This is a genomic window from Streptomyces niveiscabiei (genome assembly GCF_033794345.1).
Taxonomy (GTDB): domain Bacteria; phylum Actinomycetota; class Actinomycetes; order Streptomycetales; family Streptomycetaceae; genus Streptomyces; species Streptomyces niveiscabiei.
The window spans coordinates 94,068-117,942 of sequence record NZ_JARAYJ010000004.1 but is presented as its reverse complement, the minus strand read 5'-3'; the positions used below and the strand labels follow the sequence as shown (position 1 = coordinate 117,942).

Here is a 23,875-nt window from a genome sequence, read left to right as displayed (position 1 = left end):
GCATAACGGGACATAGCATCCCGACGCATGGGACGCGTTCGGGCTGGTGCTGTTGTCGTCTGGTATCTGCGGGTGGTTGCGTTCGTCAACTTCCTCAGTGGGGTGTGGGTGTCGTTCGGGCAGGATGTCCGGCAGCACAATCAGGCGGATCTCTTCACGCCGTATCTCTTGACCGCCGGGTTTTCCTCCGGGGTTTTCGCCACGTTTCTCGCCGTGATGGCGCGGAGGCGTAAGCGGGCCGCCTGGATTCTCAATCTGGTGCTCAGCGGGGCTTTTCTGCTGCTTTTCTCGGTGGCCATTCTGCTGCCCGAGGTCCGGAGTTGTCCGCAGAATTGGGTTTCCTACGGGATCACCGCCGGATTCGTCGTGGCGCTGATTCTCGGGCGGCGGGAGTTCTACGCCAAGGGCGACCGGGCCAACCCGAAGCTCGCGGCCCTGGTCGGCGGGGGCGGGCTGCTGGGCGCGTCTTTGCTGGCCGGAGGGCTGGTCGCGCTCACCGACACAGCGGGCGGCAGCTTCGTGCAGCAGTGGTGGTACGGCACCCTGCGGCTCGCGTCGGTCTCCGCCGAGGAGTCGGGGGTCGCGCCGCCCACCTGGGTCGATGTCGCCGTCAACGGGATGAGCACCGTCCTCGTGCTCGCCGTGCTGTACGCCGCGTTCCGTTCCCGCCGGGTCGTCGATCCGCTGGACCACGAGGACGAGAAACGGCTCCGGGAACTCCTCGACAAGCATGGCGAGCGGGATTCGCTCGGCTATTTCTCCTTGCGCCGGGAAAAGAGCGTCGTGTGGTCGCCGACGTACAAAGCCGCGGTCGCCTATCGGGTCGTCGGGGGTGTTTCGCTGGCCTCAGGAGATCCGCTCGGAGATCCCGAGGCGTGGCCGGGGGCGATTGTGCCGTGGCTCGACGAAGCGCGGGCGCACGGGTGGATTCCGGCGGTCATGGGGGCCGGGGAAGAGGCGGGGAACGTGTACCGGCGGCACGGGCTCGACGCGCTGGAACTCGGGGACGAGGCGATCGTGGAGGTGGACGAGTTCACGCTGGAGGGCAGGGCGATGCGGACCGTGCGGCAGGCGTACAACCGGGTGCGGCGGGCTGGGTACACCGTGCGGATCCGGCGGCACGAGGAGGTTCCGGGCGCCGAGATGGCCGGGGTCGTACGGCTGGCCGACGCGTGGCGGGACGGGGACACCGAGCGCGGGTTCAGCATGGCGCTCGGCAGGCTCGGGGACCCCCGGGACGGGCGGTGCGTGGTCGTCGAGTGCTTCGACGCGGACGGGGTGCCCCGGGCGCTGCTGTCCTTCGTGCCGTGGGGCCCCCGCGGGCTCTCCCTCGACCTCATGCGGCGTGATCGCGGCAGCGACAACGGGCTGATGGAGTACATGGTCATCGAACTCCTGCGGCGGGGCGGGGAGATCGGGATCACTCAGGTCTCGCTCAACTTCGCGATGTTCCGGTCCGTCTTCGAACGCGGGGCGCGGCTCGGTGCCGGGCCCGTGCTGCGGCTGTGGCGGTCCCTGCTCAGCTTCTGCTCCCGGTGGTGGCAGATCGAGTCCCTCTACCGGGCCAACGCGAAGTACCGGCCGATCTGGGAGCCGCGGTTCCTGCTCTTCGAGAAGAGCGCGGACCTGCCCCGGATCGGGCTGGCGTCTGCTCGGGCGGAGGGGTTCTTGGAAGTGCCGGGATGGTTGCCGGGAGGCCGCCGATGAACGTCCTCGTCCGGTGGGCCCGTACCGAGTGGGGTCCGCTGTGGCTCGCCGTGCGGCGGCGGTGGGCCGTACCGGTGATGACGGTCGCCGCGGTCTGTACGACGTCGGTGCTGCAAGCCGTGCAGAACCTCGACTGGGGGTACCAGGTCGTCCAGGACCTCGGCGCGGTCCGCGCGCGGGACCCCCTGTACCTCGCCCTGCTCCGTACGCCGCTCTCCCTCTTCGTCCCCGCGCTCGACCTGCCGGTCTGGGGTGCGCTGGCCCAGATCCTGCTGGTGTTCGGGCTCGCGGAGATCTGTCTGGGGTGGTGGCGGACGCTGGCCGTCGCGTACGCCGCGACCCTCGCCGGGACGCTGTACGCGCGCGTGGGTGTCGCGCTGGGGCCCGATGTGCCGGTGCTGGGGCTGCCCGCCTCGGACGCGAAGGTCGTCGACACGGGGCCGTCGGCCGCCGTCGTGGGGCTCGCGGTGTGTCTGGCGTGGCGGTACCGGGCGTACGTGACCGGGGCGGTGGTCGTGCTCGCGATGCTGGTGGAGGTGGCCGTCAAGACGAACCTCGCGGGGAAGGAGCACGTGGCGGCGATCGTCGCGGTGGGGGTGCTGGTGGGGGTGCGGGCGTGGTGGGGAGAGAGGGCCGTGCGGGGCGAGCCGCCGGGGGGTCCGCTCGCTCGTCACCGTGACGACGGATCCGGTTTGCCTCCCACCAGTTCCTCCACGCACCGTCGTACGCGTGACCAGCGGCGGTCGCCGCGTTCCGCCCGGCGTTCGGCGCGGGCTCTGGCGCGGGGGCGGCGGGTGTAGAAGTGGCGGGCCCAGGGGGACTTGGGGCGGGCCAGGCGCAGCGCGCCGATCAGGGCGACCGCGGGGACGATGACGCCGAAGACGGCCGTGCGGGCCTTGCCCTTCGCGAGGGCGATCAGGGAGAGGAGGAAGTTGACGACGACCGTCGTCAGGGCCACTCCCCTGCCCGCCACCTCGTCGTTCGAGAGGTCGTCCACGCCCAGGGGCGAGTAGCCGAGGAGGACCAGGCCGACCAGGGCGGCCGTCAGGACGACCACCTCCACGCTCTTGCGGCCCTCCTCCGTCCAGTACACGTCGTCCAGGTGCAGGATCAGCGCGAACTCGTCCAGGACCAGGCCCGTGCCGGTGCCGAAGCAGACCGCCGCGGCGCAGGCGCCCGCGCCGTGCGTGCCGGTCGCGATGGCGCCGAAGCCGCCGATGACCGTGAGGACCACGCCGGGTACGACGTGGTGGATGTGCAGGCCGCCCGCGTTGACGTTGCCGAACGGGCCTTTGCCCGCGCGGATCAGACGGGTCACCAGGCGGGTGAGGAGGAACGTCAGGACGAACGCCGTGAGAGCCAGGAGGAGGGGGAGCTTGCCCGGTTCCACGATGTTCCGTTGCAGCCAATGTCCCATGTGCGTACTTCATCCCTGTCGGCGGTGGGGCCCGGTGTCGAGGGCGGGGCTCGGTGCGACCGTCGGATAATCTGCGCCGATGCCCTCGATGTCCGACAGTTTCCCCCTCCACGGCCCGCGGTTCGCCTTCGGCACGCTGACGGTGATCCCGGTTCGCGTGTCCCGGTGGGACCGGGAGGCCGCGCGCGGCGGAATGACCTGGGCGCCGCTGGTGGGGGTCGTGGTCGGGGGGTGCGCGGCGGCGCTCGGAGCGGTGCTGCTGGCGCTGGGTACGGGGCCGATGGTGGCCGCCGTCGCCTCGGTGGCCGTTCCCGCCGCGCTGACCCGGGGGCTGCACCTCGACGGGCTGGCCGACACGGCCGACGGGCTCGGCAGCGGGAAGCCCGCCGAAGACGCCCTGCGCATCATGAAGCAGTCCGACATCGGGCCGTTCGGGGTACTGACGCTCGTGCTGGTGCTGCTGGCCCAGGTCGCGGCGGTGACCCGGCTGTACGAGGAGTCGTGGGCGCGGGGGGCGTTCGGGGTGGCGGTGGCCGCCGTGACGGCACGCCTGGCGCTGACGTTCGCGGCGCGGGCGGGGGTACCGGCCGCTCGGCCGGAGGGGCTGGGGGCGGCGGTCGCGGGGGTCGTACCGGTGGGGTGGGTGTGGGGGGTCGGGGGTGCGGTGGGTGTGTGCGCGGGGGTGGCCGGGTGGTGGGTCGGGGCGGCTGGGGCGGTGCCGGCTGTCGTGCTGGGGGTGGGGGCGGCGGAGTTGTTGCTGCGGCGGTGCGTGCAGCGGTTCGGCGGGGTGACCGGGGATGTGTTCGGGGGGGTTGCGGAGGTGGCGGGGGTGGTGAGTTTGGTCGTGCTGACGGTGGGGTGAGCGCTGTATCGGAGGGGGCGAATGGTTGTGTGGCGGGTGCGGCAGCGTTGTGGCTGGTCGCGCAGTTCCCCGCGCCCCTAAACGGCATCAGCCCCACGTTCGTTTCAACATGACCTGCGCCACGCCCCCAGCTCGTACTTCTTCTCCAGCGAGCTCAGCCTCAGCTCCCTCGACTCCGCGCAGAACTTGCTCGTCGGCAGCTCGTACTCCACGTGGAACACCGCCTTGCCCGCGTCGATGAAGGGGGTCAGGGTGTCGCATTCGTCGTACTGGGCGCACTGTTCGTTGACCGCGAAGTCGAAGTCGTCGAGCAGGGACGGGATCTGGTCCATGTCGTTCTTCAGGCCCACCGACATGCCCCGGTCGTGGGACAGCCGGGCGATGAGGCGGTTGTAGCGGAGCTGGTCGTCGGGCTTCAGGGGGAAGCCGGTGTCGTTGCGGTAGCCGTCCATGTTGTCCGGCTCCACCGCGTCGAAGCCCTTCTCCTCGCACATGTCGAGGCGCTTGGCCATCAGGGGTTCGAGGGTGTCCAACTGCCGGATGTCCAGCCAGCGTTCGCCTTCCCAGCCGTTGCCCTTGCCGATGACGGACTCGGGGAAGTCGGCGGCGTCGGGGCGCCAGTCCTCGTACGCGCCGGTCGAGAGGTAGCAGATGACCTTGCGGTTCTTCGCGTGGAGCGCGGCGACGGTCGCCTTGGACTGGTCGAAGCCGTCGATGTCGTAGACGGGGACGTCGACGGACGTGTCGAGCCTGCCGCTCAGCTGCCACTGCCAGGCGACACCGGGCCGGGGCTGCCAGCGGCCGGCCGGCGACGCGGGGGCCGGCGTCGGGGTGGGGGCCTCCTCCTCCGTACCCGGCGCACTCGTGCAGCCCACCAGAAGGAGCAGCGGGAGGAGGGCGAGGATGGGGCGTCTCAAGGGACCGGCTCCAGACTGTGCGGCGGCGTTCCCCGTGATGATCCCCCGCCCCGGACATATTCATGGCCATGACTTCACCCAGAGGTGAACGCGTAGGGCGCGAGCGGACGCGTACACCCGCGTACGCTCTTGACGGGATCTGTCCCGCCGGTTCGCCGCGCCGACGGGAGGGACCCCGGCGAAGCCGTGCGCCCTCGGCCGACCTAAGGTCGTCCGCCGGGCCCGGTCGACCCACACCGTTCGGCCACAGCACTCTCATATTCGGAAGCGGAGAAATCACCACCGTGACTGCTCTCACTCTCAGCACCGCCGCGGCGCCCGGCCTGCGGGCCGACGCGATCGTGATCGGTGTCGCCAAGGGCGCGAAGGGCCCGGTCGTCGCGCCGGGCTCGGAAGCCGTGGACAAGTCCTACGACGGCAGGCTCGCCGCCGTCCTGGAGACCCTCGGCGCGTCCGGCGCCGAGGGGGAGATCACGAAGCTGCCCGCGCCGGCCGGCTTCAAGGCACCGCTGATCGTCGCGGTGGGTCTCGGCGCGGAGCCCGCGAAGGACGCGGCGTACGAGGCGGAGGCGCTGCGGCGGGCCGCCGGGTCCGCGGCGCGTGCGCTGGCCGGGACCAAGAAGGCCGCGTTCGCGCTGCCGCTGGGCGATGCCGGGGAGGTCGGGGCGGTCGCCGAGGGCGTGCTGCTCGGGGCGTACTCCTTCGACACGTACAAGGAGAGCGCCAAGGGGAAGGGCGGCAAGGCGCCGCTCGCGGAGGCCGCGCTGCTGGGGGGCAAGCCCCGGGACGCCGTGCAGAAGGCGGCGCTCGCGCGTGCCGTCGCCGTGTCCGAGGAGCTGAACCGGGCCCGCGATCTCATCAACATGCCGCCGAACGACCTCGACCCGGCCGCGTTCGCCGGGCTCGTCGTCGACGCGGGCAAGGCGCACGGGTTCAAGGTCGAGGTCCTCGACGAGAAGGCGCTCACCGAGGGCGGGTACGGGGGGATCCTCGGCGTCGGCGGGGGGTCCGCGTCGGCTCCGCGGCTGGTGAAGCTGTCGTACAGCCACCCGAAGGCGTCGAAGACCCTCGCGTTCGTCGGCAAGGGGATCACGTACGACTCCGGTGGCATCTCGCTGAAGCCCGCCGGGCACAACGAGACGATGAAGTGCGACATGAGCGGGGCCGCCGCCGTGTTCGCGGCGGTCGTCTCCGCCGCGCGCCTTGAGCTGGAGGTGAACGTCACCGGGTGGCTGGCGCTCGCCGAGAACATGCCGTCCGGGACGGCCGTGCGGCCCGGGGACGTGCTGCGGATGTTCAGCGGCAAGACCGTCGAGGTGCTCAACACCGACGCGGAGGGGCGGCTCGTCCTCGCGGACGCGCTGTGGGCGGCCTCGCTGGAGAAGCCGGACGCCATCGTGGACGTCGCCACGCTGACCGGGGCGATGATGCTGGCGCTCGGGAGCCGGACGTTCGGCATCATGGCCAACGACGACGCGTTCCGCACCGCGATCCACGACGCGGCCGAGGAGGTCGGCGAGCCGGCCTGGCCCATGCCGCTCCCGGCCCACCTGCGCAAGGGCATGGACTCCCCCACCGCCGACATCGCGAACATGGGCGAGCGCATGGGCGGCGGCCTCGTCGCCGGGCTCTTCCTCCAGGAGTTCGTCGGCGAGGGCATCACCTGGGCGCACCTCGACATCGCCGGGCCCGCGTTCAACGACGGCGGGCCGTTCGGGTACACCCCCAAGGGCGGCACCGGGTCGGCGGTCCGTACGTTGGTGAGGCTCGCGGAGTTGACCGCCTCGGGCGACCTGGGCTGACGGTTCGCCTACGGGGAGGGGTGCTTCCGTCGTAGGGCGGCTTCAGGGGCGTGGGGGTTGCTCGCGCAGTTCCCCGCGCCCCTGAAAGAGTCGGCCGATCACCGTCGTCGGCTCCCCGCCCACGTAACAGGCTGCTCGCGCCCACGCGGCAGAGCCGCACACCGACACAGCCCCGCGCCCCTAGAAGCACGACGGCTCGCGTCCGCTGGAAAGCAGCCCACTCCCTCCCGCCGTGAAAGTCGGCTGCCTCACCCCGTGATCAAGACCCTCCGACCCCGGTTATCCAGCGTCCCGTGTGGTGTCTCACACCCCAGCCCCGTGTCTCGTCCGCGTTCCACAAGTGCGAGGATGGGGTCCGGCAGGACAGGGCCCCCACCGAAGGGCCGAAGCAATGAGCGGCCGGACACCAGCCGCCTGCCGGTCAGTGACGACCGGCGTACGGCGCACATGCATGGAGGACGTGACGTGGCGAACGACGCCAGCACCGTTTTCGACCTAGTGATCCTCGGCGGTGGCAGCGGTGGTTACGCCGCGGCCCTGCGCGGGGCGCAGCTGGGTCTGGACGTCGCCCTGATCGAGAAGGACAAGGTCGGCGGCACCTGCCTGCACCGGGGCTGCATCCCCACCAAGGCCCTGCTGCACGCGGGCGAAGTCGCGGACCAGGCTCGGGAGAGCGAGCAGTTCGGTGTCAAGGCCACTTTCGAGGGCATCGACATCGCGGGCGTCCACAAGTACAAGGACGACGTGATCTCGGGCCTGTACAAGGGCCTCCAGGGTCTCGTCGCCTCCCGCAAGGTGACGTACATCGAGGGCGAGGGGCGCCTGTCCTCCCCCACCTCGGTGGATGTCAACGGCCAGCGGATCCAGGGCCGTCACGTCCTGCTCGCGACCGGCTCCGTGCCGAAGTCGCTGCCGGGCCTGGAGATCGACGGCAACCGGATCATCTCCTCGGACCACGCCCTCGTCCTGGACCGCGTCCCGCAGTCCGCGATCATCCTGGGCGGCGGCGTCATCGGCGTCGAGTTCGCCTCCGCGTGGAAGTCCTTCGGTGCGGACGTCACGGTCATCGAGGGCCTGAAGCACCTCGTCCCGGTCGAGGACGAGAACTCCTCCAAGCTTCTTGAGCGCGCGTTCCGCAAGCGCGGCATCAAGTTCAACCTGGGCACGTTCTTCTCGAAGGCCGAGTACACGGCCGACGGCGTCAAGGTCACGCTGGCCGACGGCAAGGAGTTCGAGGCCGAGGTCCTGCTCGTGGCGGTCGGCCGCGGCCCGGTCTCCGCCGGTCTCGGCTACGAGGAGCAGGGCGTCGCGATGGACCGCGGCTACGTCCTGGTCGACGAGTACATGCGCACGAACGTCCCGACGATCTCCGCGGTCGGCGACCTCGTCCCCACGCTCCAGCTCGCGCACGTCGGCTTCGCCGAGGGCATCCTGGTGGCGGAGCGGCTGGCCGGCCTCAAGGCCGTGCCGATCGACTACGACGGCGTGCCCCGGGTGACGTACTGCCACCCCGAGGTCGCCTCCGTGGGCATCACCGAGGCCAAGGCCAAGGAGATCTACGGCGCGGACAAGGTCGTCGCCCTGAAGTACAGCCTCGCGGGCAACGGAAAGAGCAAGATCCTGAAGACCGCGGGCGAGATCAAGCTCGTCCAGGTCAAGGACGGCGCGGTGGTCGGCGTCCACATGGTCGGCGACCGTATGGGTGAGCAGGTCGGCGAGGCCCAGCTGATCTACAACTGGGAGGCGCTGCCCGCCGAGGTCGCGCAGCTCATCCACGCCCACCCGACGCAGAACGAGGCGCTCGGCGAGGCCCACCTCGCCCTGGCCGGCAAGCCGCTTCACGCGCACGACTGACCCTCGGTCACCGAAGCGACGACACAGACTTTCCGCAACTCGTAAGGAGCAACCGAAACCATGGCGGTTTCCGTAACCCTTCCGGCGCTCGGCGAGAGCGTCACCGAGGGCACCGTCACCCGCTGGCTCAAGGCCGAGGGTGAGCGCGTCGAGGCCGACGAGCCCTTGCTCGAGGTCTCGACCGACAAGGTCGACACCGAGATCCCCGCGCCCGCGTCCGGCATCCTCGCGTCCATCAAGGTCGCCGAGGACGAGACGGTCGAGGTCGGCGCCGAGCTGGCCATCATCGACGACGGTTCTGGCGCGCCCGCGGCGGCGCCGGCCGCTGCCGCTGAGCCTGCCCCGGCCCCTGTGGCCGAGGCCCCCGCTGCCCCGGCTCCCGTGGCCGAGGCGCCCGCCGCTCCCGCTCCGGCCGCCGGTGGCGCGTCCGGTACGGACGTCGTCCTGCCCGCGCTCGGCGAGTCCGTCACCGAGGGCACCGTCACCCGCTGGCTGAAGTCGGTCGGCGAGGAGGTCGCCGAGGACGAGCCGCTGCTGGAGGTCTCCACCGACAAGGTCGACACGGAGATCCCGGCGCCCGTCGCCGGTGTCCTGCTGGAGATCGTCGTCGGCGAGGACGAGACCGCCGAGGTCGGCGCGAAGCTCGCCGTCATCGGCGCGCCCGGTGCCGCTCCGGCCGCCGCGCCCGCCGCTGCCGCTCCGGCTCCGGCCCCGGCCGCCGCCCCGGCCCCCGCCGCTGCCCCGGCGCCCGCTCCGGCCCCCGCCGCCGCTCCGGCTCCCGCGCCGGTCGCCGCCGCCCCGGCCCCGGCCGCCGCTCCGGTCACCCCGGCTCCGGCGCCCGCCGCCACCGCCGGTGACGACGGTGCGTACGTCACGCCGCTCGTGCGCAAGCTCGCCGCCGAGAACGGTGTCGACCTCGGGTCCGTCAAGGGCACGGGCGTGGGCGGCCGTATCCGCAAGCAGGACGTCGTCGCCGCCGCCGAGGCCGCGAAGGCCGCCGCCGCTCCGGCGCCCGCCGCCGCGCCGGCCGCTGCCGCCGCTGCTCCGAAGAAGACGACCCCCGTCCTGGAGGCGTCGCCGCTGCGTGGCCAGACCGTCAAGATGCCGCGCATCCGCAAGGTCATCGGCGACAACATGGTCAAGGCGCTGCACGAGCAGGCGCAGCTGTCCTCGGTCGTCGAGGTCGACATCACGAAGCTGATGAAGCTCCGCGCCCAGGCCAAGGACTCCTTCGCCGCGCGCGAGGGCGTCAAGCTCTCGCCGATGCCGTTCTTCGTCAAGGCCGCGGCCCAGGCCCTCAAGGCCCACCCGGTCATCAACGCGAAGATCAACGAGGCCGAGGGGACCATCACCTACTTCGACTCCGAGAACATCGGGATCGCGGTGGACTCCGAGAAGGGCCTGATGACCCCGGTCATCAAGGGCGCCGGCGGCCTCAACCTCGCCGGTATCGCCAAGGCCACCGCCGACCTCGCCGGCAAGGTCCGCGCGAGCAAGATCACGCCGGACGAGCTGTCCGGGGCGACCTTCACGATCTCCAACACGGGTTCGCGTGGCGCGCTCTTCGACACGATCATCGTGCCGCCGGGGCAGGTCGCGATCCTCGGCATCGGTGCCACGGTCAAGCGGCCGGCCGTCCTGGAGACGGAGGAGGGTACGGTCATCGCGGTCCGCGACATGACCTACCTGACCCTCTCCTACGACCACCGCCTGGTCGACGGCGCGGACGCGGCGCGCTACCTGACCGCCGTGAAGGCGATCCTGGAGGCGGGCGAGTTCGAGGTCGAGCTCGGTCTCTGACTTGGCAGCCGCGAGGCTGAGGGTCTCAACGAAGTAGAGCTCGGGCTGTAACCCTTGCCGTACGTCGTCGCCCCCGCCGGAAATCCTCCGGCGGGGGCTTCGTCGTATCGTCCCGGGCCTGCCGTGTAAGTCTCGTCTCACCTGCGTAAAAGGGCCCCCACGTGCCCTGCCCGCAGCGGCTCCCGGCCGTATTGTCTAAACGTCAAACGTCTTGAGGAGCCCACATGACCGCGCCCGTCGTCCACTCGCTGCGCGAACAGATCCGCGAGCACATCGTGGAAGGGATCGTCAGCGGGCGCTGGAAGCCGGGCGAGCGGATCGTGGAACGCCGGATCGCGACGGAGCTGGAGGTGTCCCAGACCCCGGTCCGTGAAGCGCTGCGCGAGCTGGAGTCCCTGCGCCTGATCGAGTCGGCTCCCAACAAGGGCGTACGCGTACGGAACCTGACCGCGGCGGACCTGGAGGAGAGCTACCCGGTTCGCGCGGGCCTGGAGGCGATCGCGGCGGAGCTGGCGGCGGAGACGCTGGCGGTGGACTGCTCGGCGCTTGAGCCGCACGTGATGGCTCTGTACGAGGCGGACCGTTTGTCGGACGGCACCGGCCAGGTCCGTCACACGGTCGCCTTCCACCGGGAGCTGGTGCGGGCGGCCGGCAACTCGGTGTTGCTCCACACCTGGGAGGGCCTGGGCATCGAGGTGTTCACCGCGCTGTCGATCCGCTGGCTGGGGACGGTGCAGCAGTCGTACGCGGAGGAGCACGAGGAGCTGGTGGCGGCGTTCAAGAGGCGCGACCCGAGGATCGCGGACTTGGTGAAGGCACATGTGCTGGGGTGCGCGCCGAGCGCGTGAGCCTGCGGGTGCTTCGTGGTTGCTCGCGCAGTTCCCCGCGCCCCTAAAAGCGACGGTCACTGTCTGTTTTTCAGGGGCGCGGGGAACTGCGCGACCAGTCCCCACGCACCCGCAGCCGCCCGACTACAGAACGTCCCCCCACCTGCGTAAACCGCCAAAATGTGCGGCACCCGGTGCCTGCCCGAAAGACACCCCGTGCCTACTTTCTCGTGTTCGAGAAGTTTTGCCCTTCAACCCTTTGATCGATCATCGATCAGGGGGTTAGAGTCCCCGTTGGACCTCCACCGAGGTCCGAAGCCCTGTCCTGCCAAAGACCAAGGGCACCCCCCTTCGACTGAGGAAGGCGGCGACATGACCGACCCCAACGCCATCCAGCCGAGCGCACTCGACCAGCTCCCCGACCGTGACCCGGAGGAGACTGCGGAGTGGCAGGCGTCCTTGGACGCCGTCGCGAAGGCCGCCGGTCCACACCGGGCCGCTTACTTGATGCGGCGCACGCTGGAGAGGGCCGAGGGCACCGGCATCGCGCTGCCCCAGCTGCTCGAGACGGACTACGTCAACACGATCCCGACGGCGGCCGAACCGTCCGTACCCGGTGACGAGGCGCTGGAGCGCCGTATCACCGCGTGGAACCGCTGGAACGCCGCCGCGATGGTGACGCGGGGTTCGAAGTACGGCGTCGGCGGCCACATCGCGACGTTCGCGTCGGCCGCGTGGCTGTACGAGACCGGCTTCAACCACTTCTTCAAGGGCAAGGAAGCCGACGGCTCGGGCGACCAGCTCTACATCCAGGGCCACGCCTCCCCCGGCATCTACGCCCGCGCGTTCCTGGACGGCCGTCTCACCGAGGCGCACCTGGACAACTTCCGCCAGGAGGCGGGCGGCAACGGTCTGCCGTCGTACCCGCACCCGCGCCGGCTGCCGTGGCTGTGGGAGTTCCCGACCGTGAGCATGGGCCTCGGCCCCCTCTCGGCGATCTACCAGGCCCGCTTCAACCGCTACCTGACCGCGCGCGGCATCAAGGACGTCTCGGACTCGCACGTCTGGGCGTTCCTCGGTGACGGCGAGATGGACGAGCCGGAGTCGACGGCGGCTCTCGCGCTGGCGTCCCGTGAGGGTCTGGACAACCTCACGTTCGTCATCAACTGCAACCTCCAGCGGCTCGACGGCCCGGTCCGCGCGAACTTCAAGATCGTGCAGGAGCTGGAGGCCCAGTTCCGGGGCGCCGGCTGGAACGTCGTGAAGTCCCTGTGGGGCACCGCGTGGGACGAGCTGTTCGCGCTGGACACGACGGGCGCGCTGGTCCGGCGGCTGCGCGAGGTGCCGGACGCGCAGGTGCAGACGTACCAGACGCGTGACGCGGCCTACATCCGCCAGGACTTCTTCGGCAAGGACCCGGCGCTCGTCGAGATGGCGAAGCTGCTGAGCGACGACAAGATCCTCGACTGCTTCCACCTGTCGCGCGGCGGGCACGAGGCGCGCAAGGTGTACGCGGCGTACAGGGCGGCGCTGTCCCACAAGGGCGCGCCGACGGTGATCCTCGCGCAGACCGTCAAGGGCCACACCCTCGGCAGCGGTTTCGCGTCGAAGAACGCCAACCACCAGATGAAGAAGCTGACGGTGGACGAGTTCAAGACGATGCGTGACCTGCTCGAACTCCCCATCCCGGACAGCGCGTTCGTCGACGGGAAGGTGCCCTACGGCCACCCCGGCGCCGACTCCCCCGAGGTCCGTTACCTCCAGGAGCGCCGCGCGGCCCTCGGCGGTCCGGCGCCGGCGCGTCGTACGCACACTCTGGCTCCGCTGCCGTCCGCCTCGGAGAAGGCGTTCGCGTCCTTCGACAAGGGCTCCGGCACGCAGAACGTGGCGACGACCATGGCGTTCGTCCGGCTCGTCAAGGACCTCGTCCGTGACAAGGAGACCGGCAAGCGCTGGGTGCCGATCGTGCCCGACGAGGCGCGGACCTTCGGCATGGAGTCGCTGTTCCCGTCGCTGGGGATCTACTCCCCCAAGGGCCAGACGTACGAGCCCGTCGACCGCGACCAGCTCATGTACTACAAGGAAGCGACCAACGGGCAGATCCTCAACGAGGGGATCACCGAGGCCGGTTCCATGGCCGACTTCATCGCCGCGGCGACGTCGTACGCGACGCACGGCGAGGCCATGATCCCGTTCTACATCTTCTACTCGATGTTCGGCTGGCAGCGCACGGCCGACCAGATGTGGCAGCTCGGCGACCAGCTCGGCCGCGGCTTCCTCATCGGCGCGACCGCGGGCCGGACGACCCTGACGGGTGAGGGCCTCCAGCACGCGGACGGCCACTCTCCGGTGATCGCCGCGACGAACCCGGCCGCGCTCTCGTACGACCCCGCGTTCGCGTACGAGATCGCCGTGATCGTCAAGGACGGTCTGCGGCGGATGTACGGCGAGGCCGCGCCCGGTGAGGACCCGAACGTCTTCTACTACCTCACCGTCTACAACGAGCCCCTCCCCCAGCCCGCGAAGCCGGCCGGGCTCGGCATCGACGAGGCGATCGTCAAGGGGCTGTACCGGTTCAACACGGCGGAGTCGGCGGGCCTTTCGCCGGCCGCCAACGCCGCGCGCATCCAGCTCATCGGCTCCGGTACGGCGATCCACTGGACGCTGGAGGCGCAGAAGCTGCTCGCCGAGGAGTGGGGGGTCGCGGCCGACGTCTGGTCCGCGACGTCCTGGACCGAGCTGCGGCGCGACGCGCTGGAGGCGGATGCCGCGCTGCTGCGCGGTGAGGACCGGGTGCCTTACGTCCGTCAGGCGCTCCAGGGTGCGGAGGGGCCGGTCCTCGCCGTCTCCGACTACATGCGGCAGGTGCCGGACCAGATCGCGCAGTGGGTCGAGCAGGACTACTCGTCGCTGGGCGCGGACGGGTTCGGGCTGTCCGACACGCGTGAGGCCGCTCGCCGGCACTTCGGGGTCGACGCGCAGTCGATCGTCGTCGCGGCGCTCGCCCAGCTCGCCCGCCGGGGAGACATCAAGGCGACGGCCGTCAAGGAGGCGCGCGAGCGCTACGGCCTGTAGGTCCTGAACCGACCGGCCCCCGGCGGGAGTTGTTCCCGCCGGGGGCCGTTCTGTCTACTCGACGCCCTCGCACAGCGCCGTGTCCGTCAGCTTCTGGAGCAGCGCCTCCGCCCTCAACAGCGGTTCGTCCCGCGCGACTTTGCCGGAGGCGGTGATGACGACGCTCCGCCGCCCGTCCGGTGTGAACCCGTTCCGGACGAAGTCCCCGTCGCCGTCTCCTCCGTGTCCCCAGCGGTATCCGCCGCACGTCAGCGGCTGGCGCATCAGCCCGAGGCCGTAGTGCAGTCCGGGGAACGGGACTTGGAAGTCCGCGCCGACCGGCACGGCGTGCTTCATCTCCGCGAGCTGCGCGGGCGGGAGCAGGCGGCCCTTGAGCAGCGCCGTGAAGAAACGGTCCAAGTCCCGTTTGGTGGTGACCAGTTCGCCCGCCGCGTCCGCCCAGGACATGTTCCGTACGGTCGTGTCGGTCCAGCCTGTGGCTCCGGGGAAGCGGTGGTAGTTGCGGGCGTGGGATCCGGGGAGCGTGGGGTCGTCGCCGGGGGCGTACGTCCGGGTGAGCCCCAGCGGGCGGATGATCCTGTCGTGCACCTCCGCCCGCCAACTCCGGCCGGTGACCCGCTCGATGACCATCCCGGCGAGCACGTAGTTCGGGTTGGAGTAGTTCCACTTCGGTGCGGGGTCCTGCGGATCGGCCGGCGGGAAGTCCGGCGCGCTGCGCATCGCGCCGGCGACGGTCCGCTCCGGCGCGAGGTGGTCGTACCTGTGCTCCTCGAACGCCTTCGCGGTGTAGCCGATGTCGTCCGTGTAGTCGTAGTTGTGGATACCGCTGGTGTGCTGGAGCAGATGCCGCAGGGTGACCCGGCGGCCGTCGTTCCCGTTCCCCGCGACGACTCCCGGCAGCCACTTCTCCACCGTGTCGTCCAGCGACAGCCGCCCCTCCGCGGCGAGTTGAAGCACCACGGTGGCGACGAAGGGTTTGGTGGCGCTGTCGGCGCGGAAAGCGGCGCCGTACGGAACAGACTTGCCGGTACCGAGCTCCGCCGTACCGGCGCGCGCCCGAATCCGTCTGCTCCCGTCCCGCACCTCGACGGACACCCCCACGAACCCGGCGTCCACAAACGCCCGCTCGACCTGCGCCGCCAACTCCCGCTGGCTCAACTTGCCTTTCTGCTGGGCGGCTTGAGCGGGGGTGATGGCGGCGGCACCTCCGCAGAGCGCTGCCGCGAGCAGAACACCGATGACCTTGACAGACCGTTGCCTCATACCAACCACCTTGGCGTTCACGGCAGTTGCCGGGCCATCGTGCCAACCCCCGTCCTGCGGTGGGGAGAACCCCACTGGCCAGCCCTCTGCGCAGAGTGAAGGCGGATTGCTCCGTCACGCGTGGAGACAGGCCGTGGTTCGGTAGGCTTTTCGGTGACCGACCGAGCGTAGTGAGTATCACGCGCCGGGGATCTGCTGGGAGGTATTTTCTCCTTGACCCACGACGCACGCGCCCACAATGATCCGGACAGGTACGAGGCCGGCGGACCCGGAAGATTCCTCGGCACTGGACCGTGGCCGAACCCCGCACCGCGGCTTGTCATTCTGACGGCAGCGACTTCCGAATACACGGCGGTCAGGGAATTTCTGACACCTGTGCATGCGACGCGCTCGTCCTCCGGGGCTCCCTATTCAGTCGGGAATCTCGCCACAACCAGCACTGTCTGGGAAGCCTGGGTCACCTGTATCGGACAGGGAAACATCGCGGCGGCCCTCCAGGCGAGTCAGGCCGTGCAGGAATTGAGGCCCGCGCTCATCGCGTTCGTCGGCACGGCGGGAAGCCTCAAGACAGACGTCGATCTCGGTGACGTCGTGTTCGCCACGAAGGTATACGGCTACGAATCCGCGAGACAGACCGACGAGGGCCTGATGGGACGTCCCTCCATCGAGGTGGCCGACCGGACCCTGGTCCAGCTCGCCTTTCGGGTGGCTGCCGAAGGAGTCTGGCACGAGAAGATCACCCGTGCTGAACACCGACCGCCACCAGCGGCTCATGTAGCCCCCATCGCGGCGGGTGACAAGCTCCATGCAGGGAACCGCTCCGCGCTGCACGCCTACCTGAAAGCGTCGTTCGATGACGCGCATGCCGTGGAGATGGAGGGACTTGGTTTCCTCACCGGCGCCCGGTTCTGGCCCACGGAGACGCATGCGGTTCTGGTACGGGGTATTTCAGACCGGCTCATCGACAAAGAGCCCGGCCAGGACGCCATGCTTCAGCCGGCCGCGTGCCGTAACGCCATGGCCTTTCTGGCGGAGTTGCTGGACGGATATCTGCAACTCCCGGATGCTCCTCGCACATCGGTCCGAAGGCGTTTCCCCAATCCCCCGACCTTCATCCCGCTCCCCTCGGAGAGCGGTGGCACGTTCATCAGGCGCGACGAGATCCCTTCGCTCGCCCTGGTCGGGGAAATCATCGACGGACGCTACCGGCTCGTCAGGGAGATCGGACGCGGTGCGCTCAACGTGGTCTGGGAAGCGGAGGAGTTCGCTTTCGGCAATCCGCTCGGCCGAGTCGCTCTGAAACTTCAACCTCCGCAAGGAGACAAACGCTACGTGTACTTCTCACGCGAAGCGATGGTGATGGCGGGGCTCGACGCACCGAATCTCCTGCCCTACCGCAGCGCCGGAACACAGGAAGGCGGTGCGCTCAACGGCTGGAGCTATATCTGTACGGCTCTCGCGGAATTATCGCTGCGGGATGCCATCAGCGAACAGCCGCTCTGGGGTAGCGATCTTCTGGAAATGCTGCGGGACGTCGCCGCCGGCCTGTGCCACCTGCACACCCTGCGGCTCGTCCACGGCGATGTGAAACCCGCCAACATACTCAAGCTGGGGTCGCGATGGGTGATCGGTGACTTCGGACTCACGCAGAGAACCGGCGCGAGCGAACCCGAGGGAACTGTCGGCTACATGGCACCCGAGCGGTTCAACGGCCAGGTCAGGACCAAGAACGACGTGTACTCCTTCGCGGTCACCGCAGCCGTTGCCGTGTCCGGTGACCAGCGCAACGAGAACAGCACCGTAGAGAACACCCAACTGAGGATGATGCACATTCTCGCGGGAAATATTCCCAAGCCACCGTTCTTTCGTTCAGATCGGCTCCCTCCCCCTGTCCACGAGATCATTCGTCAGGCGTTCCGCAAAAACCCCGCCGAGCGGCCCGCAATGGAAGAGATCCTCGCTCTGCTCCAGGCCGGTGACCCCACAACTGCGGTAAGCGCACCTCGCTCCCAGGCGCGTCACGCCCGAGGGCGGAGGCGCGGGGCGAGTCCGGATTTCTGACCCTTGGCTTCGGAAGCGCAGAGCGAGGTTCATCGCCTCCGTCCACGAAGCAGTCACCGTCAGGACGTGATCAGCTCCCCGGTCGGCACCCGCTCCGTCGCCCCCACCCCCTTCTCCGCATCCGGCGCCACCTCAGCAGCCGTCAGCACGTACCCCGTCTCGTCGTCGGACGTCGACCGCGCGAACACCACCCCGAACACCCGCCCCTCGGTGGTGAGGAGCGGCCCTCCGGAGTTGCCGGGGCGGACGGTGGAGCGGATGGAGTAGATCTCGCGGGTGACCGTCGCGTCGTTGTAGATGTTGCGCCCCGTCGCCTTGACGCGGTTGGCGACGGTCGCCGCCTGGAGGTTGAGGTCGCCGTCCTGGGGGTAGCCCGCGACGACGGCCTGGTCGCCTCGGGACGCCTCGTCGTCGAAGCGCAGGATGGGGGCGCGCAGGCCGGGGACGTACAGGACGGCCACGTCCTTGTCGGGGTCGAACAGGACCACGCGGGCGTCGTAGGAGCGGCCCACGCCGCCGATGCGGACGGTGGGACGGTCGATGCCGGCGACGACGTGGGCGTTGGTCATGACGCGCTCGCGGGCGTAGACGAACCCGCTCCCCTCGCGGCCCTGGTCGCCGGACGCGCCCTCGATCTTGACGGTGCTGAGCTTGGCGGCGTTGGTGGCGCTGGCGGTGACGCTGTCGCCCGTGGGCTTCGCGACCTCGGCCGTGGACTCGTTCTCGAAGGGGTTGAAGACCTGCGGGAACCCGGCCTGGGTGAGGGCGGAGGTCGCGTCGGAGAACCACGCGGGGGTCGTCTCGGGCATGGCGTCCTGGACCGTGCCGAGGAGCTTGGAGTCGCGTATCGCGGAGGTGACCAGCGTCGAGGAGGACGCGCCGAGGACGCTCGCCGCGACCCAGGCGACGATGAGGACGGCGACGGCGTTGGCCGCGGCGCCCCCTATGCCGTCGGCGACGCGCAGGGGCCCCCGGTCGAGTTCGCGGCGCAGCCGCAGGGCGAGCCGCCCGGCGAGGCTGTGCGCGATGACGGCCGGCAGCAGGACCGTACACACCGCGGTGATCGTCGCCGCCGTCGTACCCGGTGTGACCAGCTTCATCACCCACGGCAGGACCCAGACGCCGATGACCGCGCCGCCGACGAAACCGGCGAGCGAGACGCAGCCGGCCACGAGGCCGCGGCGGTAGCCGGAGCCGGCGTACGCGAGTACGACCAGCACCAGCAGGATGTCGAGCAGGTCCACGGAGCCGCCTTTCTCTCGAACCCATGAATACGTGGGGGAAGGGCCCTTTTGATCAGCCGCACCCGCACGAGTGATCGAAACCGGCCACGCGTGCGTGTACCTCGGAAAACGGTCGGACCGGGACGTTGGTTCCACCGAGTGGCACACCGCACATCGCGCCCTCAGTGCGACGAACCGACAGTAGGACCATGCGCAACGGACGCCGCCCGAAAACCCCGGCCCACCGCCGGACGCTTTTCGCCTGCCTCCCCGGCCTCGCCGCGGTCGCCGCCCTCGCCCTGTGCGCATCCGGCGTCGACCGGGCCCCCGTGACCACCGCGACGGTCCGGCCCGCGCCGCACACCGCCCCGCGCCCCCGCATCGTCCCCCGCACCGCCTGGCTCGACGGCCCCCGCGCGCAGCCCGCCCCCCGCTACGACGACAAGGTCGTCGCCGTCTTCGTCCACCACACCGACTCCCCGAACCGGTACGACTGCGCCGACGCGCCCCGCATCATCCGCTACCTCCGCGCAGGTCAGACGGGTGTCCGCGACTGGGACGACATCGGCTACAACTTCCTCGTCGACCGCTGCGGAACCATCTACGAGGGCCGCGCGGGCGGTACGGACCGCGCGGTCACCGGCGCGCACACGCAGGGTTTCAACCACCGTACGACGGGTATCGCCGCGCTCGGCACGTTCACCTCCGGGACGCCGGTCCCGCCCGCCATGACCGAGTCCATCGCCGCGCTCGCCGCGTGGAAACTGGGCCTGTCCGACGTCGACCCCCGCGGGCTCGCGCACCTCACGTCCACGAGCGGGTACAGCCGGTACGCCGCCGGCACCACCGCGTCCCTCCCCGTGATCGCCGGTCACAAGGACGGGTACATGACCACCTGCCCCGGCCTCGCGCTGATGCACCTGCTGCCCCACATCCGCGCCCGCGCCGCCGAGTTGCAGGGCCGGGCGGTCACAGGAACGTCTCAGGCGGCCTTCAGCGTCCTCCCATTCCCCGTGCCTAACGTCGTGCACGACACAAGCCGACAGGGAGGCCGGGGAACATGAACGAGCACCGCATACAGCAGCCGAAGCGCTGGGTCCGCAGCCCCTGGGCGGTCCTGGGCGCCGTCGTCGCGGTCGTCCTCGGCCCGGCGGCGACGACCGCGTCAGCGCTGGACCAGGCGAACCGGGCGCCGCTGCATCACGCCGTGCTGAAGGCGGAGGGGCAGCAGGGGTACATCCCGAGCGACGGTTCCCGGCGGCGGACGACGTGAAGACGGGCGCAATGAAGAGGGCTTCGTACGATGATCAGCTGACCGGCACCGCGTACGTCACTCCTTGAACCGGTCCCACAGCTTCGGGTACCTCTCCGCCAGCGCCGCCTCGTTCTCGAAGTCGATCGGCGTGCCCTCCGGCTCCGGCGGGGCCGGCGGGATGCCGAGGTCCGGTGCCACCACCCCCGTGAGCTGCTCGTACGCCTCGTCCGCCGCGTACCCCAGCTCCTCGCCGTCGCCGTCGATCTCCTCGTCGAAGTCGCCGAGCAGCTCCGCGAGGGAGTCGGGGTCGTGGAGGGCGCCCTCGAAGACGTCCCGGCCCTGGCCGATCAGCCAGCACCGGAAGAAGTCGAACGCGTCGTCGCTCACGCCGTCCAGCAGCACCCACGCGGCGCCCCACAGATCCCACCGGTACGCCCGGTTGTACCGCGCCTCGAAGTGACGGGCGAAGTCCAGCACCGACTCCGGATCCCGCTCCAGCAGCCGCGCGACCAGCAGATCCGCCTGCTCCTCGGGGTCCCCGTCGGCGCGCTCCCGAGTACCGTCCACCAGCTCCCAGAACTCCGTCTCGTCCATCACGCCACCAGCATCGTGCTTCGGGGGGCGGGACGCACCTGGAGTGACGGGATCGGCGGGATCTTCACGGGATACGACGGAGGACGGCACGGAAGGGGTGCGGCGGCGCGGGGGCGGGCGCGGTACCGCGGGGGCGGGCGTGGTGTGGCGGTGCGGTGTCGGGGCGGACGCGGTGCGGCGGCGGGGCGGACGCGGTGCGGCGGCGCGGGCCCCGGTCCCACCCTCACCCCTCCCCGTACAGCGCCCCCAACCTCCCCGCCACCCCCACGAACCGCTCCCGCAGCTCCCCCGGCGCCACGACCTCCACGTCCGCGCCGAGGCCCAGCAACTGTGTGAACGCCACGTCCTGCGACTCCACGCCCAGCGTGACGCTCACCCACCCCTCGCCCGCCTCCACCCCCGCGAGCGCCTCCCGCGCGGCGAACGGGTCGACCACGTACGGCAGCCTGCGCACGCCCTCGGGAGTCAGCCGTACGACGACCTCCTCCCGATTCAGCGACCGCGCGAACGACTCCCCCTGCGCCTCCCAGAACGCGGCCAGCTCGAACCCGCCGTCCCGGTCGAACCGCTCCTCCAGGACGTCCACGGAGTCGAAGCGGTCGACCCGGTAGATCCGGAACGTGCCGTCGGCCCGCGCGCACAGGTACCAGACCCCGGCCTTCAGGACGAGCCCGTACGGCTCCAGCTCCCGCTCGACGGTGCGGTCCTTGCGCCGGTACGCCCCCTTGATCCGCCAGTCCCCCCACACCCCCTGCGCCACCGCCGCGAGCCCCTCCGGGACCGCCGCCTCGCGGAACCACCCGGGCGCGTCCAGATGGAACCGCTGGGCGGCGACGTCCGGAGCGTCCCGCAGCGACGGCACCAGCGCGGCGGCGACCTTCATCCGGGCCGCCGAAGCGGCATCCTCCAGCCCCATCCCCCTCAGCGCCTCCGGCACCCCGCTCAGGAACAACGCCTCCGCCTCGTCCCTCCCCAACCCCGTCAGCCGCGTCCGATACCCCCCGATCAACCGATACCCCCCACCCCGCCCCCGCTCCGCATACACCGGAATCCCCGCCTCCGACAACGCCTCCACATCCCGGCTCACCGTCCGCTCGGACACCTCCAGCTCCCGGGCCAGCTCCGCCCCACTCATGAAGGGCCGCCCCTGAAGCAACAGAACCATCTTGATCAACCGAGCCGCACGCATACGGCCATGATGCAGGGGACCACTGACAACGGGGCCGGACAGGAGACCGAGCGTGAATCCGTGGCACGCACCGGCCGACGAGGGCCCGGCTCCTCGGCCCGGCGCCGACCGCGTACCACGACGACTCGACCGGCCTCGCGGCCGTCGCGGTCAACGCCCTGCGCGGTCCCCGGGTCACCCTGGACGGAATGCGCCTCGTGGGCCAGGTGCTCCGGGTCCGGCGGGCGGGCGACCGTGTGCTGAGCCGTCCGGTGGAGTGGGCCGAGTTGTGTTGAGACGCGTGGGAGGGGCGGATTCCGAGGAGGAGTGGGAGACGTTCGCGTGGTGAGCGGCTGCGGGGCTTCCGCTCACCGTGGGACGGGGGTTGGCGGGGTGGTTGCCCTTCGGTGGGTTCGGAGTGGACGTCGGTCGGGGGCTTTGAGCATTTCGCGCGGGCGCGCGGGGGTGTTCGGGGTGCCCGGCGTGGCTTCGGGCGTGGGTCGGGCGAGTCGGGGGCCGACTGCGGTGAGGGTGGTGTTGACCGGTGTGCGGCGCTGTTCCGCATGCCGCGCGGGGGCGCCGGGGAGTTGGTCACCCCCTTCCGGCTGCCGGGGCGGGGAGCGTCGGGATCAGCCGTGCATCAGATCCGGGTGCGGGCAGATCTCCAGCTCGGCTGCCGGGCGATCGGACCATGCCCACCAGACGTGGCGGTGGGGGCAGCCCCAGACGACACGGCAGACGCGTCGGCCGTCCTCCTCACGGCGGCTGAGCACCATGGCACCGGCTCTCATCGCGCTGCCGCACCGGGGGCACGTCGGGGTGTGCTCTGCGGGCATCCTGGCAGGGTCCCGTCCGCTGGCGCGGCCTGCTCAGGAGGTTGCGGTCATGGACTGGATGAACCGGGTCCATGCTTCGGCGCTGAAGAACTGGACGGGGCCGGAGGGGTGCTTGCTGTCGCGGACGGCGTGGCCCCCGAGGGAGGTGTGAGCGAGTTCGACGCAGTCGTTGTTCTGGGCCGAGTACGACGACTTGCGGAACGCGCTGACGATCTCGATGTCGGGGGTCACAGGTGCCTCTTACGTCTGCTGGTCCTTGTTGTCCAGCGCCTGGCGAATCCGGCGGGCGGACTGCGTCGGCGACAGTGCTGCCGAGCGTAGCCGATTGAAGACGTTCGCGTAGGTGGCCAGGTCGTCCGGAGACTCAACTACGGTGGTGTTCACGGGGGTTCGGACGGTTACGACCTCCGCATAGGGCTCCACACCGTACGAGAAAGCCGTGAACGCGTCGGACATCGTCGCGGCCAGGAAGGCCGACGTCGGCAGGATCTGAAGCTGCACGTTCTGCCGACGGCCCACCTTCAGCAGATGGTGCAGTTGGTCCGCGCACACTTCAGAGCCATCGGCGAGCGCAGTGATCGCGGGCTCCCAGAGGATCGCCGTGTACTGCACCGCCTCCTCATCGAGCCTGCGTTGCCGCTGCATCCGGACCTCGACCAGTTCGGCGACCTTTTCGTCCGAGTGGACAAAGGGCCCGACGGTAATGACCTTCTCCGCGTACTCCGGGGTCTGCAACAGGCCGGGGATCAGGACCGGGTCCCAGGAGAGGATGTACGTCGCGTCGCTCTCCAGCGTGATGTGGTCCGCGTAGTCCGGACGCAGCGTGTCCTGGTAGTCGACCCACCAGCCCCGCTCATTACTGGTCTTCGCCCAATTCAGCAGCCGCTCGCGCTCGTTCTCGTCCGTCACCCCGTAGCAGTCCAGCAGCGTCCGGACCTCCAGGGCCGATACCGACACCTGGCCGCTCTCCGCCCGGCTCACCTTGCTCACCGACTTCATGATGGCCTCGGCGGCGGCCGACTGGTCGAGGCCGGCTGCTTCGCGGTGGCGGCGGAGTGCGATGCCCAGCCTGCGGCTGCGCACGGTCGGTTTTCCCCCAACGGGCATGTGCCTGCTCCTCTCAACTGTGCTGGAGAGTCTGCCGCGTTGATGCACTCGGGTACAGATAGAACATCAGATCTAGTGCAAATTTGTGAGCCAAGTAGGTTGTGGGC

The 23,875-nt window shown here is 70.3% G+C and carries 19 protein-coding genes; 10 read left to right on the top strand and 9 right to left on the bottom strand.

The genetic code is table 11. The features are described 5' to 3' along the window. Window positions 1-27: 27 nt before the first annotated feature. A complete protein-coding gene (locus PV682_RS06830; protein ID WP_319725070.1) occupies window positions 28-1,707 on the top strand; it encodes a phosphatidylglycerol lysyltransferase domain-containing protein in 1,680 nt (559 codons plus the stop codon). Between the two features lie 670 nt (window positions 1,708-2,377). On the opposite strand, the gene PV682_RS06820 is transcribed toward PV682_RS06830, so the two are convergent. Then, the gene (locus PV682_RS06820) at window positions 2,378-3,124 is read right to left on the bottom strand and encodes a hypothetical protein (protein ID WP_319725068.1); all 747 of its coding nucleotides are present in this window, start codon (window positions 3,122-3,124) and stop codon (window positions 2,378-2,380) included. A gap of 79 nt (window positions 3,125-3,203) precedes the next feature. Here PV682_RS06820 and PV682_RS06815 point away from each other — a divergent pair, with 79 nt between their 5' ends. Then, a complete protein-coding gene (locus tag PV682_RS06815; RefSeq protein ID WP_319725066.1) occupies window positions 3,204-3,986 on the top strand; it encodes an adenosylcobinamide-GDP ribazoletransferase in 783 nt (260 codons plus the stop codon). A 104-nt stretch (window positions 3,987-4,090) separates the two neighbouring features. Here PV682_RS06815 and PV682_RS06810 read toward each other — a convergent pair whose 3' ends face one another. After that, complete coding sequence (locus PV682_RS06810) at window positions 4,091-4,903, bottom strand: endo alpha-1,4 polygalactosaminidase (RefSeq protein ID WP_319725064.1); 813 nt, start codon at window positions 4,901-4,903, stop codon at window positions 4,091-4,093. Between the two features lie 284 nt (window positions 4,904-5,187). Here PV682_RS06810 and PV682_RS06805 point away from each other — a divergent pair, with 284 nt between their 5' ends. From PV682_RS06805 to aceE, 5 genes are all read left to right on the top strand, one after another. After that, window positions 5,188-6,705, top strand: coding sequence for a leucyl aminopeptidase (locus PV682_RS06805; protein WP_319725062.1), 1,518 nt, complete (start codon window positions 5,188-5,190; stop codon window positions 6,703-6,705). Between the two features lie 465 nt (window positions 6,706-7,170). Further along, window positions 7,171-8,559 carry a dihydrolipoyl dehydrogenase gene (gene lpdA, locus PV682_RS06800; RefSeq protein WP_187750067.1) on the top strand — a complete coding sequence of 463 codons (1,389 nt, stop codon included), beginning with the start codon at window positions 7,171-7,173 and terminating at the stop codon, window positions 8,557-8,559. Window positions 8,560-8,619: 60 nt separating this feature from the next. Further along, on the top strand, window positions 8,620-10,359 hold the full coding sequence (gene sucB / locus PV682_RS06795) for a 2-oxoglutarate dehydrogenase, E2 component, dihydrolipoamide succinyltransferase (RefSeq protein WP_319725057.1): 1,740 nt from the start codon (window positions 8,620-8,622) through the stop codon (window positions 10,357-10,359). Between the two features lie 224 nt (window positions 10,360-10,583). Next, window positions 10,584-11,207: a GntR family transcriptional regulator gene (locus PV682_RS06790; protein ID WP_319725055.1), complete on the top strand. Its 624-nt coding sequence runs from the start codon at window positions 10,584-10,586 to the stop codon at window positions 11,205-11,207. A gap of 351 nt (window positions 11,208-11,558) precedes the next feature. Beyond that, a complete protein-coding gene (aceE, locus tag PV682_RS06785; RefSeq protein WP_319725053.1) occupies window positions 11,559-14,261 on the top strand; it encodes a pyruvate dehydrogenase (acetyl-transferring), homodimeric type in 2,703 nt (900 codons plus the stop codon). 54 nt (window positions 14,262-14,315) lie between these two features. On the opposite strand, the gene PV682_RS06780 is transcribed toward aceE, so the two are convergent. Then, window positions 14,316-15,524: a serine hydrolase domain-containing protein gene (locus tag PV682_RS06780; protein ID WP_319725052.1), complete on the bottom strand. Its 1,209-nt coding sequence runs from the start codon at window positions 15,522-15,524 to the stop codon at window positions 14,316-14,318. A 213-nt stretch (window positions 15,525-15,737) separates the two neighbouring features. On the opposite strand from PV682_RS06780, the gene PV682_RS06775 reads away from it, so the two are divergent. Continuing rightward, window positions 15,738-17,585, top strand: coding sequence for a protein kinase domain-containing protein (locus tag PV682_RS06775; protein ID WP_319725050.1), 1,848 nt, complete (start codon window positions 15,738-15,740; stop codon window positions 17,583-17,585). 59 nt (window positions 17,586-17,644) lie between these two features. Here PV682_RS06775 and PV682_RS06770 read toward each other — a convergent pair whose 3' ends face one another. Beyond that, window positions 17,645-18,829 carry a MarP family serine protease gene (locus tag PV682_RS06770; RefSeq protein ID WP_319725048.1) on the bottom strand — a complete coding sequence of 395 codons (1,185 nt, stop codon included), beginning with the start codon at window positions 18,827-18,829 and terminating at the stop codon, window positions 17,645-17,647. Window positions 18,830-19,017: 188 nt separating this feature from the next. Between PV682_RS06770 and PV682_RS06765 the strand changes: the two genes are divergently transcribed. Both PV682_RS06765 and PV682_RS06760 read left to right on the top strand, forming a co-directional pair. Further along, window positions 19,018-19,872 (top strand): peptidoglycan recognition protein family protein, encoded by an 855-nt coding sequence (locus tag PV682_RS06765; protein ID WP_319725046.1) that lies wholly within the window; start codon window positions 19,018-19,020, stop codon window positions 19,870-19,872. After that, on the top strand, window positions 19,869-20,081 hold the full coding sequence (locus PV682_RS06760; protein WP_319725044.1) for a hypothetical protein: 213 nt from the start codon (window positions 19,869-19,871) through the stop codon (window positions 20,079-20,081). The genes PV682_RS06765 and PV682_RS06760 overlap by 4 nt, the downstream gene beginning before the upstream one ends. A 57-nt stretch (window positions 20,082-20,138) precedes the next feature. Here the strand turns inward: PV682_RS06760 and PV682_RS06755 are convergent, their stop codons facing one another. The 5 genes from PV682_RS06755 to PV682_RS06735 form a co-directional block, all read right to left on the bottom strand. Then, window positions 20,139-20,657 carry a DUF4240 domain-containing protein gene (locus PV682_RS06755; RefSeq protein ID WP_319725601.1) on the bottom strand — a complete coding sequence of 173 codons (519 nt, stop codon included), beginning with the start codon at window positions 20,655-20,657 and terminating at the stop codon, window positions 20,139-20,141. A 223-nt stretch (window positions 20,658-20,880) separates the two neighbouring features. Beyond that, a complete protein-coding gene (locus tag PV682_RS06750) occupies window positions 20,881-21,846 on the bottom strand; it encodes a helix-turn-helix transcriptional regulator (RefSeq protein WP_319725042.1) in 966 nt (321 codons plus the stop codon). Between the two features lie 608 nt (window positions 21,847-22,454). Further along, window positions 22,455-22,661 (bottom strand): dehydrogenase, encoded by a 207-nt coding sequence (locus tag PV682_RS06745; protein WP_319725040.1) that lies wholly within the window; start codon window positions 22,659-22,661, stop codon window positions 22,455-22,457. 33 nt (window positions 22,662-22,694) lie between these two features. After that, a complete protein-coding gene (locus PV682_RS06740; RefSeq protein ID WP_319725038.1) occupies window positions 22,695-22,892 on the bottom strand; it encodes a DUF397 domain-containing protein in 198 nt (65 codons plus the stop codon). Between the two features lie 9 nt (window positions 22,893-22,901). Continuing rightward, on the bottom strand, window positions 22,902-23,768 hold the full coding sequence (locus tag PV682_RS06735; RefSeq protein ID WP_109362659.1) for a helix-turn-helix domain-containing protein: 867 nt from the start codon (window positions 23,766-23,768) through the stop codon (window positions 22,902-22,904). Window positions 23,769-23,875 lie beyond the last annotated feature (107 nt).

Excerpts from the sequence above, each read along its gene's own strand:
- PV682_RS06830 (WP_319725070.1), top strand. The coding sequence starts at position 28 with ATGGGACGCGTTCGGGCTGGTGCTGTTGTCGTCTGGTATCTGCGGGTG.
- PV682_RS06820 (WP_319725068.1), bottom strand. The coding sequence starts at position 3,124 with ATGGGACATTGGCTGCAACGGAACATCGTGGAACCGGGCAAGCTCCCC.
- PV682_RS06815 (WP_319725066.1), top strand. The coding sequence starts at position 3,204 with ATGCCCTCGATGTCCGACAGTTTCCCCCTCCACGGCCCGCGGTTCGCC.
- sucB (WP_319725057.1), top strand. The coding sequence starts at position 8,620 with ATGGCGGTTTCCGTAACCCTTCCGGCGCTCGGCGAGAGCGTCACCGAG.
- PV682_RS06790 (WP_319725055.1), top strand. The coding sequence starts at position 10,584 with ATGACCGCGCCCGTCGTCCACTCGCTGCGCGAACAGATCCGCGAGCAC.
- aceE (WP_319725053.1), top strand. The coding sequence starts at position 11,559 with ATGACCGACCCCAACGCCATCCAGCCGAGCGCACTCGACCAGCTCCCC.
- PV682_RS06780 (WP_319725052.1), bottom strand. The coding sequence starts at position 15,524 with ATGAGGCAACGGTCTGTCAAGGTCATCGGTGTTCTGCTCGCGGCAGCG.
- PV682_RS06765 (WP_319725046.1), top strand. The coding sequence starts at position 19,018 with ATGCGCAACGGACGCCGCCCGAAAACCCCGGCCCACCGCCGGACGCTT.
- PV682_RS06760 (WP_319725044.1), top strand. The coding sequence starts at position 19,869 with ATGAACGAGCACCGCATACAGCAGCCGAAGCGCTGGGTCCGCAGCCCC.
- PV682_RS06755 (WP_319725601.1), bottom strand. The coding sequence starts at position 20,657 with ATGGACGAGACGGAGTTCTGGGAGCTGGTGGACGGTACTCGGGAGCGC.
- PV682_RS06750 (WP_319725042.1), bottom strand. The coding sequence starts at position 21,846 with ATGCGTGCGGCTCGGTTGATCAAGATGGTTCTGTTGCTTCAGGGGCGG.
- PV682_RS06745 (WP_319725040.1), bottom strand. The coding sequence starts at position 22,661 with ATGCCCGCAGAGCACACCCCGACGTGCCCCCGGTGCGGCAGCGCGATG.
- PV682_RS06735 (WP_109362659.1), bottom strand. The coding sequence starts at position 23,768 with ATGCCCGTTGGGGGAAAACCGACCGTGCGCAGCCGCAGGCTGGGCATC.